Source organism: Corynebacterium sp. USCH3, from assembly GCF_037619475.1.
GTDB lineage: Bacteria > Actinomycetota > Actinomycetes > Mycobacteriales > Mycobacteriaceae > Corynebacterium.
In genome coordinates this window covers 42194-55590 of record NZ_JAQPZT010000007.1, presented here as the reverse complement: position 1 = coordinate 55590, position 13397 = coordinate 42194, and the positions used below count along the sequence as shown (strand labels likewise).

The window sequence follows — 13397 nt, the reverse complement described above, 5'->3', positions numbered from 1 at the left end:
TCCCAGGGGGACACATGACCACGCCACGTTTCTGGACGACGCAGGATCTGCGCGCCGCCGGCAAGACGCACAGCGACATCGCCGGGGCGGTACGCAGAGGTGAGGTCTTCCGCATCACCCGCGACCTCTACTCCGCCGAGGAGCCCGACGACCTGGTCAAGCTCAAGGCGCTTTCCTGGGCACGCCCGGAGATGGTCTACACCGGGGACACCGCCGCCTTCCTCCACGGCCTCGTGACGATGCGCTGGCCCGCCCACGGGCGCGTGCCGAGAACCAGAAGCCGCGACGGCGGTGAACTGCTCACGCTGACCGGTGCGGTGACCCGGCGCACGTGCCGACGGTGGGGCGTGACCACCCTGACTCCACTGGAAACCGCGGCAACCGCCGGGTCCGTGGCGCTACCGGCGCGACGGGCGCTGCTGGAACGCGCCTACTCCGGTGTGAAGGGAAATGACCGACTCGCCACCGACCTCGCAGCCCTCCCACCGTCGGTACGGGCGAAAGCTACCGCCCTGACGGACGGTCTCATCACCGGAGCCGCCAGCGAACTGGAGCTGAAGGCCGTCCGCGTCATCGTCGCCGCACTCGACGGGTTGGACGTCGAGATACAGGTCAACGGGATGATCCGTGGCTACCGCTTCGACGTCGTCATCCCCGGGCCCCGCGTGTGCATCGAGATCGACAGCAGCCGCTACCACTCCGCGAGAAGTGCGCGACGCGAGGACTTCATCAAGGACCGCTGGAAAGGCAATGCCGCCGTGCGGTGGGGATGGACGCTGCTGCGCTACCCGGACGTCAGCATCGACAAGACCCCTGATGCCGTCGGCGAGGAGGTCAGGGACACGGTCACCTACAACCTCGCATACCCACGCACCCGTCGGCAGCGCACACATGAAATCCCCACGGACCGTCCGATATGGCTGCAGTGATCGCGGTGGCGCGTGCGGGCGTGCCCGATCATGCGGACGGATGACACCGAAATGGGGAATCGGGTACGCCCGCACGCACCGGGACGACGGGTCCTACAGCATCAGCTGCATGAGCGTCATGTCGAGCCAACGGTCGAACTTGGTGCCCACCTGGCGGATCGTCCCGCAGCCCTCGAAACCGAGCTTGGTGTGCAGACGAATCGACGCGGTGTTCCCGCCCTCGATCGCCGCGACCATCACATGCTTGCCGTTGCGGCGGGCGTGCTCGATGAGCGCCTGCATCAGTGCGGTGCCCACTCCCCCGGCGCGTCGGGTGCCGTCGACGTAGATTGAGTTCTCCACGGTGTGGCGGAAGCCGTCGTAATGCCGGAACTCGCCGTACGTCGCGTAGCCGAGCACCGCACCGTCGTCGGCCTCGGCGACGAGGGCGCAGGTCCCGGGCAGCCGGTACCCGCGCAGCCAGGCCCGACGGTTGTCCTCGTCGACGATCTCGTCGTTCCAGACCGCGACGGTGTTCGCCACCGCGTCGTTGTAGATGGCGGTGATCGTGGGGACGTCAGCGTCGGTCGCCGGACGGATGCTGATCTCGGTCACAGGGGAGAGACTACTTCTTCGGCTTCTTCGGCGCGGCGATCAGCGCGCCGGCGATCGCGGCGATGAAGAGGTCCTTCGACAGACCGGTCCCGGCCTCGGACGGACGGATGCCGTCCTTCCTGGTCATCTGCTCGTTGCGGAAGTAGATGGAGAGAAAACCGGTGTTGATCGCACCGAGTGCCAGACCCGCAAGCCGGTTGGAGACGAACGGGGTCAGCAGCGATGCCCCGACACCGATCTCCGAGTAGGAGACGACCTTGCTGAACGTGTCGGGGTCCAGCTTGGCCACCTGCGGCACACCGGTGGCGGCGAACTGCTGCAGGCCCGCAGCGGCCTCGGTGGGCATCTTGAGCTTGCCGATGCCGGACTGCAGGAAGTACGCGCCGCTGAGACTGCGCAGGATGGTGGTCGAGATGCTCATGATCGTCCTTCTGGTGTCAGACATGTAGTTGATATGACAACTTTTTCCTCAGCCGACCCTACTCCCCTACGCTCCCCCGCGCACCCCCTGAACGGGGTATTAATAAAATATGTGTCCCCGGCCACCTTCCTGGACAGTTATCATTCCGGCAAGGCGGAAAAGCCCCGCCATCACTGACGCTCACCACGGAGGAACCCCCATGTCGTTCATTCTCGAGATCCAGGAAATCGTGTGGGGCCCGATCCGGGACCTCTACGTCGAATTCACGTCCGGTCTGCCGGTCTTCACACCTCCGCCCGCACCGTCCTTCGGCGACATCAGTGTCGACCTGGGCTCGTCCGGACTCGGCTCGACCTTCGGGGATGCGAACCTCGGTTCCTCCTTCGGGGACGCCAACCTGGGTTCGACCGACTTCGGGTCCTCCTTCGGTTCCAGCAACGGTGACCAGAACCTCGGTTCCTCCGGCCTCCAGCTGCCGAACCTGCCCATCGGCTCCTAGCACCCCCGGGTTCCCCTCACAGCCACGGCCCCGTCGGGCCGTGGCTTTCCCGTGTCCACCGGGGTCTACTCCCCGGTGACATCGCTGACCTTGCCTGAGCCGCCGAAGATCCAGGAGACCAGGATCGCCCCCGGGTCCACCACACCCTGGGACGCAACTCCGAGGTAGCTGGCGCGGCCTTTCTTCGCGACCATCTCCCGGGTCCCTTCCGCACCCTTCTCCGCGGCCGCGTGGCAGGCCGCCAGGGCATCGGCGAAGTCACCGTCCCCGTCGAACTGCCCCGCGGCGTCCGACGCGGGAACCAGGGCATCGACTAGCGTGTTGTCGCCCTGCTCTGCACCGCCGAGCTCGGTGATGGCCCGGTGTGCCGCGGACAGTCCGGCAGAGAGACCGGCGACCGGTGAATCGGCTTCCTCCATCGCGGCACCCAGCTCGCGGAACAGTGTGCCGAGCACCGCCCCCGAGGTTCCCCCGGCGCGGATCAGCAGCCGGTGCGCGAGCGCCTCCAGAACCTCGGCGTCCGACCCACGCAACGGCAGGTCGATGTCGCCGAAGGCGGCCTCCATGTTGTGGCCGAAGTCCCCGTCCCCGGCGAGGCGGTCGAGCTCGGTCAGGTCACCGGTGGCCCCCTGGACGCGCCCGACGAAGTCGCTGAGCCAGGTGTTCTCGTCGCCGGAGTCCGGCAGCTCGTCGTCGAAACTGGTCGACGCCGGCGTGTACGCCGGAGGTGCGTCCTGCCCGCCGAGAACGCGGGGCCAGTCGGGCGCGTCCGTGGCGGCGTCGAGCAACTCCACGAGTTCCTCCGTCGCGTCGCCCACCGAGGTCAGCGTGAGGGACACACCGGCCATGTTGACCGACGTCACGTAGGACCCGACCATCGACCGTCGCACCGACACCCCCTTGTCGGCGAGTTGACGTACGACGGAGCCGAAGACGAGCGAGAGTTCCAGCGGGGTCGTCCCGCCGAGCCCGTTGACGAGGCAGACGACCTCCGCGCCCTCGGACAGGGACAACGCCCCGCCGATGCCCTCGAGCAGTCGGGCGACCACGTCGTCGGCGGTCTCCACGTCCACCCGGTCGACGCCGCGCTCGCCGTGGATCCCCACGCCGACCTCCATCTTCCCCTCCGGCAGGTCGAAGGTGTCCCGACCACTCGTCGGAAGGTGCCCGGGGGCCAGGGCGACGGCCATACTGCGGGAACTGTCCGCCACCCACTGGCCGATGTGCGCGACCCGGTCCAGACTGTCGCCACGCTGCGCGGCCGCCCCGGTCACCTTCTCCACCAGGATCGTGGCACCAGTACCACGGCGGCCCGGACCGTCTCCGTCCTCTGTACCGTCACCGGACAGGTCGGTGGCGACGTCATCGTCGACCAGGACCACCCGCGTGTCGACGTCGTCCAACGCCTGGCGCGCGACCGCGAAGTTCATCACGTCGCCGGTGTAGTTCTTCACCACGTGCACCACCCCCGCCCCCTGGTCGGCCCACCGGGTGGCCTCGGAGATCTGCACGGCGTTCGGGGAGGTGAACAGCAGGCCCGGACAGACCGCGGCGAGCATGCCCGCACCCAGGAACCCGGCGTGCATCGGTTCGTGCCCGGAGCCGCCACCGGAGACCACTGCCACGGCCGGCGCGCCGGTCGCGGTGGTCACGGCGCTCGCCCGGCCGATGAAGCCGCTGTCGTGCCACTCGGCGTCCGGGTGGGCCGCGACGAGGCCACCGAGGGCCTCGGGGAGGAAGTCAGCAGAATCGTTGCGGAAAGATCGGAGAGAGGTCTTCGTCGGGTTAGCCATGTCCGCCGAGTCTAACCCCGCTCCGTCGGTACGCAGGGCAGGGTACAAGGGTGGCCTAACTCAAACGGGGGTGAGTGGACCTGTCGGACCGCGCCGTCCGGCCTAGGGTGGGGACCGCCTCTCACCGATCACGCACGGCGACCCCGTGCAGGGAAGGACGACCATGACCGACAGACTGTTCACCAGCCCGGCGCGCTACGTGCAGGGCATCGACCTCATCGACCGCGCCGCCGACTACCTGCGTCCGCTCGGCACGTCCCCGCTGATCATCGCCGACGAGGTGGTGTGGGGAATCGCCGGGGAGAAACTGCAGGAGTCGCTCGCCGCGGACGGGCTCGACACCGCCCACGAGATCTTCGGCGGCGAAGCGTCCATGACCGAGATCGACCGGATCACGGAAAAGGCGACGTCCGGCGGCAACGACGTCGTCATCGGCCTGGGCGGTGGCAAGACCATCGACACCGCACGCGCGGTGGCCGACCACGCGTCCCTGCCCGTCGCGGTGTTCCCCACGGCCGTCTCCGCGGACGCCCCCACCGCCCGGGTCTCGGTGATCTACACCGACGACGGTGTCTTCGACTCCTACCTCTTCTACGACCGCAACCCCGACCTCATCGCGATCGACACCCGTGTGATCGCCGACGCCCCGGTGCGCACCCTGCGCTCCGGCATCGGTGACGCACTCGCGACGTCGATCGAGGCGCGTGCGGTCAACCGGGCGAACTCCCGCCGCATGGACGACACCGCACGCCCCACCCTGGCCGGACTGGCGCTGGCCGAGAAGTGCGAGGAGACGTTGTTCGCCTATGCGCACCAGGCGCTCCGGGACAATGAGGCTCACGTGGTCAGCCGCGCGCTGGAGAACATCTGCGAGGCCAACACCCTGCTCTCCGGCCTGGGGTTCGAGAACGGCGGTCTGGCCGCGGTGCACGCCATCCACAACGGCTTCACGGCGCTGGACGGCGACATCCACCACATGACGCACGGCGAGAAGGTCGCCTTCGGTATCGGCGTCCAGCTGATGCTCGAGGGTGCCGGCGCGGAGGAGGCCGACCGCTACATCGGTTTCCTCCAGTCCGTCGGGCTGCCGACCACGCTGGAGGAGATCCACCTGGCGGAGGCGGGCGACGACGACCTGCGCCGCATCGCCGAGCTGGCCTGCTCCGAGGGCGAGACCCTGAAGCAGATGCCCGGTGAGTACACGCCGACGGACGTGGTCGAGGCGATCAAGGCCGCCGACCTCTACGCGCGCGGGCTGAAGGAACGCACGGGACGGTCCTGAGCGTTCCGGAGGCCGACGAGCTCCCACCGGGTCGCGCACCGCCAGACCCACTCGACGGGCCCGTAGCGGAAGAACCGCAGCCATGCGGCACTGGCGAGGATCTGCACGACGAGGATCCCGACGGTCGCCGCCGGCAGCCACCAGAGGTTGGTCAGCTGAGTCTCCGGGAACACGTGGAGGAGAACCTGCACTGTGGCGGACGCGGCGAGGTAGTTGGTCAGTGCGGTACGTCCCAGCACAGAGAACGGGGCGCTCACCAGGGGGCCGCGGGTGCCGCAGGCGCGCCAGACCAGGGACAGTCCGGTGACGACGGCGACCGCGGTGAACAGTCCGGCGAATCCTCCGAGGCGGTCGAGGACGTCCGGGTCGGGCAGTGTGTCGGCGTCCGTCATCGTGTACTGCAGGACGCTGAGCACCGCGCTCGCGGCAGCGGCCGCCACGAAGACGGCGGCAGCGGTGACGGCGTCCCGCCGTCGCGTGGATTCAAGCCACTGCGGGAGCCTGAACTGGGCGGCTCCGAAACCGGCGACCATCAGGGTCGCGGCGATCAGGGGGCTGTTGCCCCACATCCAGTAGGCCACGAGTGTCCCGACGACGCCGAGCGCCAGGACCGGACCTCGGGGGAGGAACAGGGCGGGCACGATGAGAACCAGTGCGATGACGGCGTACATCGTGAGGATGTCCCCGCTGTACAGCAGGAACAGGTTCAGCAGTCCGATCGGCAGCAGGGTGGCGAAACGTCGGACCATCAGCCAGCGTGCCGAGCGGACCGGCATTCTGCGCTGCGTGGAGGAGTAGAGGAGCCATGCACTGACGCCGAAGAGGAAGGCGAAGATCGGTACGAAACGCCCCTGGATCACCACGTCGTAGAAGCGCAGGACGGGATGGTGCAGGTCGGCGTTCTCCGTCCAGCGGTAGAGCAGGTCGCGGAGGTTGACGAAGAGGATGCCGCACAGTGCGACGCCACGCAGGACGTCGAGGTAGCCGTAACGTCCGGCGGCGTGGACGGGGACGGGGTGGGGCGTGGGCTCTGAGCCTGACCGGGTTGCGGTCACTGCCGTGGTCACAGGGGGTCTCCTGGGTGAAACGAAAGGAACTGATCACCGTAGAGCGTAGGACGGGCGGAGGGCCCGGACATCGGTCTGCGGACTGATCCTCGGCGAGAGTGAACATCCACCCCCGGTATGACACCGGTGACGGCGGCTACCCTGAAATGCATGGACACGTTACGCAGACGCCACATCGCCGCCGTCGCCGCCCTCGGTTGTACTGCGGTCCTGCTGACCGGGTGCACCCAGCAGGACGAGGCACCGACCGCGACCGCGACGGTCGAGAACACGGTGACGAACACCGTCGAGGCGACCGCGGAGCCGGAGACAACGGCGACGTCAACGTCGTCCGCGGAGCCCTCGGGTACCGCTGCTCCCGAGACCTGTGAGGACGAGGCGGTGGACAATCCGCTTACGGGGGAGGAGCCGCTTCCGGTGCTCGTGGCGGAGGCGAGCACCGATATCTTCTTCCACTACACCGTGACCGATAACGAGACAGACTCGTGCACGCCCCTGTCGTGGATGGTGTTGAACGGCGGAAACGGAACTGAGGAGAACTCGAACGCCACCGCCGGCAGTAGTCGCCAGGCAGTGGCGTTGTTCGCGGACGGAGAGCTGGTCACCGATCCCGCCCCGATCCTCGCCCGGCGTATCGAGTCAGTCGACCGCATCGACGACAGTACGGTGCGGGTGAACTACGCCTTCCACGGTAACGCTCCAGCGGCTGCCGACCAGAACGTCCCCGGGGCAGCGACGTTCCACTGGAACGGGACGCAGGTGGAGGTCAGCGACAACACGATCCCGGTCGAGCTCAATGAGGACGCGCAGACGCTGGAGCTGGACTAGCTGCAGTTCCCCGAGGAGTACGAGGCTGTCCCGTACGAGCCCTGACACTCGAAATCCCAGACCCCCGTCCGATTGAACGGCACACAGAATCACGGCGAATTCTTCGACTGCCTCTGATTCACGGGAGTTACGCTGGAGATCACTCGCATTGTCCTTTCGAGGTTGTAAAGGCCGAGCGCCAGTCACCAGGCGACCATCAATGCGAGGATGATGAACCCCGCCATGAACACCAGCCAGCCCACTGATATCGCGAGCCAGAACTGCCGCCACCACATGCGCGGGGAGGCGTACCAGGCGGTCAGGCAGGCGAAGGCTCCGAGTGGCAGGGGTGCGCCGAAGGCCGGCGCCATTAGGGCTACCCCACCGACGAGGGGAACAATGACCCACAACGGGTTAAGCGGCCGCCAGTCATTGTGCGGAGACTCTATGTAGGCGAACACCCCGCCCAGGACCAGTCCGATAGCCACGCCACATAACGCGCCGGTTACCCCATACTGAATCGCCAGGACTTGGCTGGAGATCACAACGAACGCGACGATGCCCACGATGCCTTTTACTGAGATCTTCATTGGCCGCACGGTACCGCACCCGGGCCGTAGGTTAGCGTAGGGCATGAAGGAAAAACTGATCCCTAAGGTGATCCTCGGCGTCGAGTTCATCACCGCTGTGGTGTTTGTCGCACTGGCGCTACTCCGTGGCGGCGACGTCCTGGCCGACGCCGCTTGTTGGGCGGGCGGGGCGTTCTTGGCGTCTTTGGTCCTGATATTCCTGCCCCGGAAGCACCTCTGGCTCGACGCGGCGGTCGGTATTCTGGCACTGTTGGTGTGGTGGTGGGGTGTCACACCGGAACGTGGCGCGAACATCGGAAAAGGCCTTCTACTGGTGATGGTCCCCTGGGTGATGACCGGCCTGCTCGGCGTCGCAATCGGAGCAGGGATCTCGATGCTCTACAAGCTCGGAGCGTTCGTCGCTTCCCGCCGCCCTGCTGAAAGGTAAATCGGGCGCGCGACGGGGCTCCGCCCTTAACCGAGCGTGGGGTCGTACTCCACCTCAATCCGATCCCCGAACGCTGCTATGAAAATAAGCACGAACAGCACCGCCAACACCGGCACTGCGATAATCACACATACCGCCGTCCGCTTGAACGGCATGTCCGGGTGCGCAACTGACGCGGCGATCAAAGACACCACGTACAGCCCCAACGCCCACCAGCCGTGCCCGGTAAACAGGGCGACAATGCTGGCGATGAACGGCACGCAGAACCACAGCGGATTCTTCGACTGCCACTGATTCACGGGGGTTACGTTGGCTGTCATGCCTGGAACGCTACCTGAACCTGTCGATCATCTCTCAGGTTCACCGCGCCGGAACATCGCGTAGCTGAAGCCCAACATCGCAACGACACCCACCGCTGTCACAACAACGGCCAGCAACATAATGATGAGAACCGGCGCATCGACCAGGCGGGCAACCGCCAGACCACCGGTCGCCACAATCAGCCCCGCCAAGGAGGCATTCACACGGGCGAATCTCGCGCATCGCGGGTCGGGGTCGTCAATGCTGGTGGTGCAGAACTCGCGAAACGTCATGGTCTCGACCGTACGGACTGCACTCCCACAACCTCTCGAATGAGGGGGCAGGTGGCAACGAACCGCAGCGCGCATCGGGACGCCTGTCAATGTGGCTTTACCTGCTCCCAAGGACCAGAAGCCCGAGCCTGAGTCCGAGCCGTTGTTCAAAGGGACCGCCAGCCTCGAGACCTCGGCGGCGGCCTCCGTGCCACAGGTGGGGCAACCGCGAAGATCAAGGACGTGGATTTCGAAGGCGAGGCTCTGGGCGGCCAGGAGCGGCGCTAACCGGCCCGCTGCGGGGCGGGGTCAGATACGCTTACACTTCCCGCCCTGCCAGGAAAGGACCGGAGAACATGGAAGCGTTACCTGGTGCTGGCCTCGGAGGCCTGTACTTGTTCGTGATGCTCATGGCGGTCGTCGGTCTGCGCCTTCTGAGCCGCGCGAAGATCTTCACGGTCACCATCACCGCTAAGACGTACCTGCGCGGCAGCATCCTTGTGACTCTGGCACTGTGCATCGTCGTGCCCCTTATCGATGACACTTTCGTGGCGACGGGTTCCTGGTTGATCTTCTTCCTGACAGGGTTCCATGTCGTCGTGTTTGCGACGTCGTACCTGGAGCCGTTCAACCGGCGACCTGCGGAAGAAGAACACCGCGACTGACACCCCCCACAGCCCCCGCCGGTCCCAACGGACCTGGCGGGGGTTTCGCTTTCGCTACAGAACGGCTAAAAGGGAGGCATGACTGACCAGCCGCCCGCAGCAAACCTGGAGAACACCCGCGCGCTCATCTCCGACATGCTCGAACGGATCCAGGACGAACACGTTGGCGTGGCCCTGGACCCGGTAGCCCTGTGGCTACCCGAGGACGGCATCTTCAGCACAGTGCTCCGAGCACGGCACGCCGCGGGTGAGTCGCTCATTGGGTACGAGGTGTACGTCCGGCCGCTGCGCGGGCAGACACGCGTCTCCGACGGAGAGCTGGCGGCGACTCTCGTGTGGGACAACATGGCCGGGGACCATATTGCGCGTCATCTGGCCAGGGCGACCCCGGGGCGGATCTACTGGGCAGAACCTATCCTCTCGGCCCACCAGCCCCCCAGCACTCTCAGCGAGGTGGGGGAGATTCCAGGCGCTTGGGTCCGCACGGACTGACACCCCCCGCAGCCCGGGGACTCGGGAACCCCCACTGCTGGCACGGCGGTGGGAGTTCGGCATGTTCGGCGGTATGCCCCGGGGCACGCATGGCGGGAGAATCGCCGGAATCGGGGCCGAGCGGCCCGCTGCCGGTGCTTTGGGGGATTTTCGCTATTCGGTAGCGGCGAGGGGGTTTCAGGGCCGGAGAATGGCGTACAGGGGCGGTGCGGCGGGTTGTGGGTAGTGGAAGCGTCTTCCTCCCTGTCACCGGACCGTCACTCCCAAAGCCTCCGCCCCCCTCCGTCCCCCTTGCTGACCTGATGTTTTAGTATCCGACCCCTTGCCCGTCCCCCTCACCGTCCCCCTCGTCCCCCCGTCTGACCTGCATAAACAGGGTTCCGGAGGGGGACGAAGCGATTTTCCACCCTTCCCGTCCCCCTCTACTCGGGAAGGGGTCCCGGAGGCGTTCGACCCAAAGCTCGCCGCTCAACAAGAGGGGTACTCGTATGGGGCCCAAAATTTATGTTTGCTACTATAACTAGTACCCTGTTTCGCCTGATCAGAGTGCATAATCCTGGCTTTGGGAGAATCACACCCACCCCGCCAACCCGAAAACCTCTTCGTCCCCCTGTCCCCCTACGTTTCCGCAGGTCAGACAGGGGGACGAGGGGGACGAAACAGGGGGACGAGGGGGACAGCGGTCCCCCGTCAGGCCCGCTGGTAGGTCTTTCCCCCATCCGGGGAGACCGCCGCGCCCTGTCGGACCAGCGCGTTCAGTGCCGCCTCGAAGGACGGCCGCCGATTACTCCTCAGCCTCTTCTTCCATGTGCCCCATGCCACCGCCCCTGTCTCTGGGAGGTTCTTGTACAGCAGAGCGGCCGCGTCCCGGATATCCTCCTGCACAGCAGCATCACCGGTGACCCGGGCGCGGGCCGCCCGGGTGCCCTTCTCATCAGCCTCATCCTGGGCCGCGGCCTCCGCCCCGGCCTCCACGAACGCCAGGGTGAGCCGGCGGTGCTCCATCAGCGCCGAGGTCCACTCCCAGATCTCCGGGCTCACCTGCCGCTGCCCACTGTGCAGCGCCATCAGGCACGCCAGACGGAACCGGATGCGCGTCAGGTGCGTGTCCCGGGGATCTTGGTCGCCGCGGGCGGTGTGCAGGTTCTGCAGCCGCATCGCGTGGTGCATCTCCTCGCAGAAGCCCACCGTCGCTGAGACCGGGATGGGCGGCAGGGTGAACTGCTTACGGTCGTTGTCCCAGTGCATGTCCTCGTCGTCGGCGGGCGCGTCAATGACCGCAGCATCGGGCCGCGGTTTGCCGAGCACCGGGTCGTCGAACCAGGGATCCTCGGTGGCCAGGAAGAACACCCGCTGCGCCAGGCCGGAGGACACCGCCGCCCGGCCCACCATGGACGAGGCCCGAGCGGGCTGGATGCCGCCGACCAGGTAGACGGTGTAGGGGTCGTCCACCCCGTTGATCATCCGCATGCCGTGGGTGCGTGACAGGTCACCGATGGTGCCGCACGACCAGGCCGACAGCACGGTGTTGGACAGCGTGGATCCGCTCTGCGACTTGGCCGCCAGGTTGTCCAACTCGTCCTCGATGATGGTCAGCACCGCCGGGGTGCGCATCTTGAGCACCTTCTCGGGTTTGCGGCCCTCGTCCTCGTCGCCGGCGTCCAGGACCTCCTCAGCCAGCCCGTCGATCATGGCCTGACCCGAGGCCAGGCCGCCGACCACCAGGTCGCCGCGGGGTGAGGCGGCCTCCTGGTTTTTCAGGAAGGCTCCACCGCGCAGGAAAATGCTGGGGCGCTGCATCATGGACATCGCCACCGACTTGCCGCCGCCGGAGCGGGCGCAGAGGGCGACGTACATGCTCAGCTGGTCGTCGATCTCGGTGTGTGCGCCCTGGGTGCTGTACCGGCCGGCTCGGATAAGTTCGGAGAGCAGCAGGGTCATCGGTGAGGTGTACACGGCCCGGGAGCGCGCGGAGTGGTAGATCGCGCGGGTGACGGGGTTGAAGTTGAAGATCCGTTCCATCAGGCGGGGGTTGTTGGGGTGGCCCAGTGGGTAGGCGGCTTCGTCGTAGGGCACCTCGGGCACGTCCGGGTCGTCGAGGTCTACCCCGGTGCTCCCCTCCTGCAGCTGCTCCTGGAGGTCCAGGCCGAGCGGCGCTGCCCCCTGAGCCTTGGGAGGAAGACCGGCCTCCAGGTAGATAGGCTGCATGTCGCCAGCGTGCAGCAGGGCAGCTGCGGAATATTCCAACGAGTACGACTCTCCAGCCTCCAGACCTTCCACATTATCGCTCCAAACATGCAGGTAGAAGCCGTGTTCTGCACAGTCGTGGGCGGTCACCGACTTGCGCGATGTGGTCTTGCCGGGGCGCCTCCATTCGCTGCACCCGCAGCCCCGGTCCGCGCCGGTCTCCGTGAAGCCGGCGGCGGTCAGTACCGAACCCCATCCGGTGCGCTCTCGCCATGCCTCCAGCGCCTCCTGCTCCGCCGGGGACCGGCCGCTGCCTTCGGCGCGCCGGCGGTCGGTCTCCCGGCGCTTCTCCACCCGCTCAGCGGCCTGCTCAGCGATGAAGGCCTGGAGCTGCGGGGTCATAGGAAGAACTACGCCAGCGAGGTTGTATATGCCGTTGTTGCGGTGGGTGGGCGGGGCCACCGTGTAGCTCCCGCCGAGCATCAGAACAGCCCGTTCGGTCCCCTCCCCGACGCCGATCTTCCCCGGAGTCCCCATCGGCAGCGCGTAGTCCTCCGGGAGCGAGAAATACCAGTGCCCACCACCGTGGTGCGCGCCATCCTCCGTACCCGGAGTAGTCACGGTCGGCGGGGTGTCTGCCGAGTAGCCCATCCGCTCCAGGAACCTCTGCAAAGCCTCGACCTCCCCCGGGTTATCGGCGTCGGCGGCGATGATGCGTGTCCCCATACGGATCCCCAGCCCCAGCGCCGGAGTCCCCTTCGCATGCCCCTTATAGGCCTTGTCCAGCCATGCTCCCCACTGCTCGCGGTCTACGCAGGCGTCGAGGAAACCTCGGCGGGTCGTGGGGTGCTTGCTGTCGGGCTTCAGCGGCATCATGGCGACGCCCGCTTTCAGAAGCGGGCTGACGTAGTCCGCGGCGGCCGCGCGGGTGGTGGTGAAGGTATCCGGTGTCCCGGCTGAAAAAAGGTCCGTAAGCTGCTGCGCAGTGGTGGTGTCCGTCGTGGACATGCTAAAATCTCCGTATCTCCTGAGGGCTCGTGGCGCTCGGTGAGGTGCTCTGTTTCGTGAAGGT

General features: G+C 66.7%; 15 protein-coding genes. 7 read left to right on the top strand and 8 right to left on the bottom strand.

Annotated features, from left to right (window positions below; all coding sequences use genetic code 11):
- Positions 1–14 precede the first annotated feature (14 nt).
- Positions 15–929, top strand: a complete 915-nt coding sequence (locus tag PQI66_RS14505) for a hypothetical protein (protein ID WP_339999240.1) — start codon at positions 15–17, stop codon at positions 927–929.
- Positions 930–1022: 93 nt separating this feature from the next.
- Here the strand turns inward: PQI66_RS14505 and PQI66_RS14500 are convergent, their stop codons facing one another.
- Complete coding sequence (locus tag PQI66_RS14500; protein WP_339999239.1) at positions 1023–1523, bottom strand: GNAT family N-acetyltransferase; 501 nt, start codon at positions 1521–1523, stop codon at positions 1023–1025.
- Between the two features lie 10 nt (positions 1524–1533).
- Positions 1534–1944 (bottom strand): DoxX family protein, encoded by a 411-nt coding sequence (locus PQI66_RS14495; RefSeq protein WP_339999238.1) that lies wholly within the window; start codon positions 1942–1944, stop codon positions 1534–1536.
- Between the two features lie 199 nt (positions 1945–2143).
- Between PQI66_RS14495 and PQI66_RS14490 the strand changes: the two genes are divergently transcribed.
- Complete coding sequence (locus PQI66_RS14490; protein WP_339999237.1) at positions 2144–2443, top strand: hypothetical protein; 300 nt, start codon at positions 2144–2146, stop codon at positions 2441–2443.
- A gap of 65 nt (positions 2444–2508) precedes the next feature.
- Here PQI66_RS14490 and PQI66_RS14485 read toward each other — a convergent pair whose 3' ends face one another.
- A complete protein-coding gene (locus PQI66_RS14485; RefSeq protein ID WP_339999236.1) occupies positions 2509–4236 on the bottom strand; it encodes a dihydroxyacetone kinase family protein in 1728 nt (575 codons plus the stop codon).
- A 163-nt stretch (positions 4237–4399) separates the two neighbouring features.
- Between PQI66_RS14485 and PQI66_RS14480 the strand changes: the two genes are divergently transcribed.
- A complete protein-coding gene (locus PQI66_RS14480) occupies positions 4400–5518 on the top strand; it encodes a glycerol dehydrogenase (protein WP_339999235.1) in 1119 nt (372 codons plus the stop codon).
- Here the strand turns inward: PQI66_RS14480 and PQI66_RS14475 are convergent.
- Positions 5479–6585 carry a DUF418 domain-containing protein gene (locus tag PQI66_RS14475; RefSeq protein WP_339999234.1) on the bottom strand — a complete coding sequence of 369 codons (1107 nt, stop codon included), beginning with the start codon at positions 6583–6585 and terminating at the stop codon, positions 5479–5481. The genes PQI66_RS14480 and PQI66_RS14475 overlap by 40 nt on opposite strands.
- 150 nt (positions 6586–6735) lie before the next feature.
- Between PQI66_RS14475 and PQI66_RS14470 the strand changes: the two genes are divergently transcribed.
- The gene (locus PQI66_RS14470) at positions 6736–7413 is read left to right on the top strand and encodes an LppP/LprE family lipoprotein (RefSeq protein WP_339999233.1); all 678 of its coding nucleotides are present in this window, start codon (positions 6736–6738) and stop codon (positions 7411–7413) included.
- Positions 7414–7595: 182 nt separating this feature from the next.
- Here PQI66_RS14470 and PQI66_RS14465 read toward each other — a convergent pair whose 3' ends face one another.
- On the bottom strand, positions 7596–7982 hold the full coding sequence (locus PQI66_RS14465) for a hypothetical protein (protein WP_339999232.1): 387 nt from the start codon (positions 7980–7982) through the stop codon (positions 7596–7598).
- A 43-nt stretch (positions 7983–8025) separates the two neighbouring features.
- On the opposite strand from PQI66_RS14465, the gene PQI66_RS14460 reads away from it, so the two are divergent.
- On the top strand, positions 8026–8409 hold the full coding sequence (locus PQI66_RS14460) for a hypothetical protein (protein ID WP_339999231.1): 384 nt from the start codon (positions 8026–8028) through the stop codon (positions 8407–8409).
- 26 nt (positions 8410–8435) lie between these two features.
- Here the strand turns inward: PQI66_RS14460 and PQI66_RS14455 are convergent, their stop codons facing one another.
- Positions 8436–8729 carry a hypothetical protein gene (locus PQI66_RS14455; RefSeq protein WP_339999230.1) on the bottom strand — a complete coding sequence of 98 codons (294 nt, stop codon included), beginning with the start codon at positions 8727–8729 and terminating at the stop codon, positions 8436–8438.
- A gap of 27 nt (positions 8730–8756) precedes the next feature.
- Complete coding sequence (locus PQI66_RS14450; RefSeq protein ID WP_339999229.1) at positions 8757–9002, bottom strand: hypothetical protein; 246 nt, start codon at positions 9000–9002, stop codon at positions 8757–8759.
- A gap of 335 nt (positions 9003–9337) precedes the next feature.
- On the opposite strand from PQI66_RS14450, the gene PQI66_RS14445 reads away from it, so the two are divergent.
- Both PQI66_RS14445 and PQI66_RS14440 read left to right on the top strand, forming a co-directional pair.
- Complete coding sequence (locus tag PQI66_RS14445) at positions 9338–9646, top strand: hypothetical protein (RefSeq protein WP_339999228.1); 309 nt, start codon at positions 9338–9340, stop codon at positions 9644–9646.
- Between the two features lie 78 nt (positions 9647–9724).
- Entirely contained in the window at positions 9725–10138 is a 414-nt protein-coding gene (locus PQI66_RS14440) for a hypothetical protein (RefSeq protein WP_339999227.1), read from the top strand.
- Positions 10139–10828: 690 nt separating this feature from the next.
- On the opposite strand, the gene PQI66_RS14435 is transcribed toward PQI66_RS14440, so the two are convergent.
- Complete coding sequence (locus PQI66_RS14435; RefSeq protein WP_339999226.1) at positions 10829–13333, bottom strand: bifunctional DNA primase/polymerase; 2505 nt, start codon at positions 13331–13333, stop codon at positions 10829–10831.
- Positions 13334–13397: the final 64 nt, after the last annotated feature.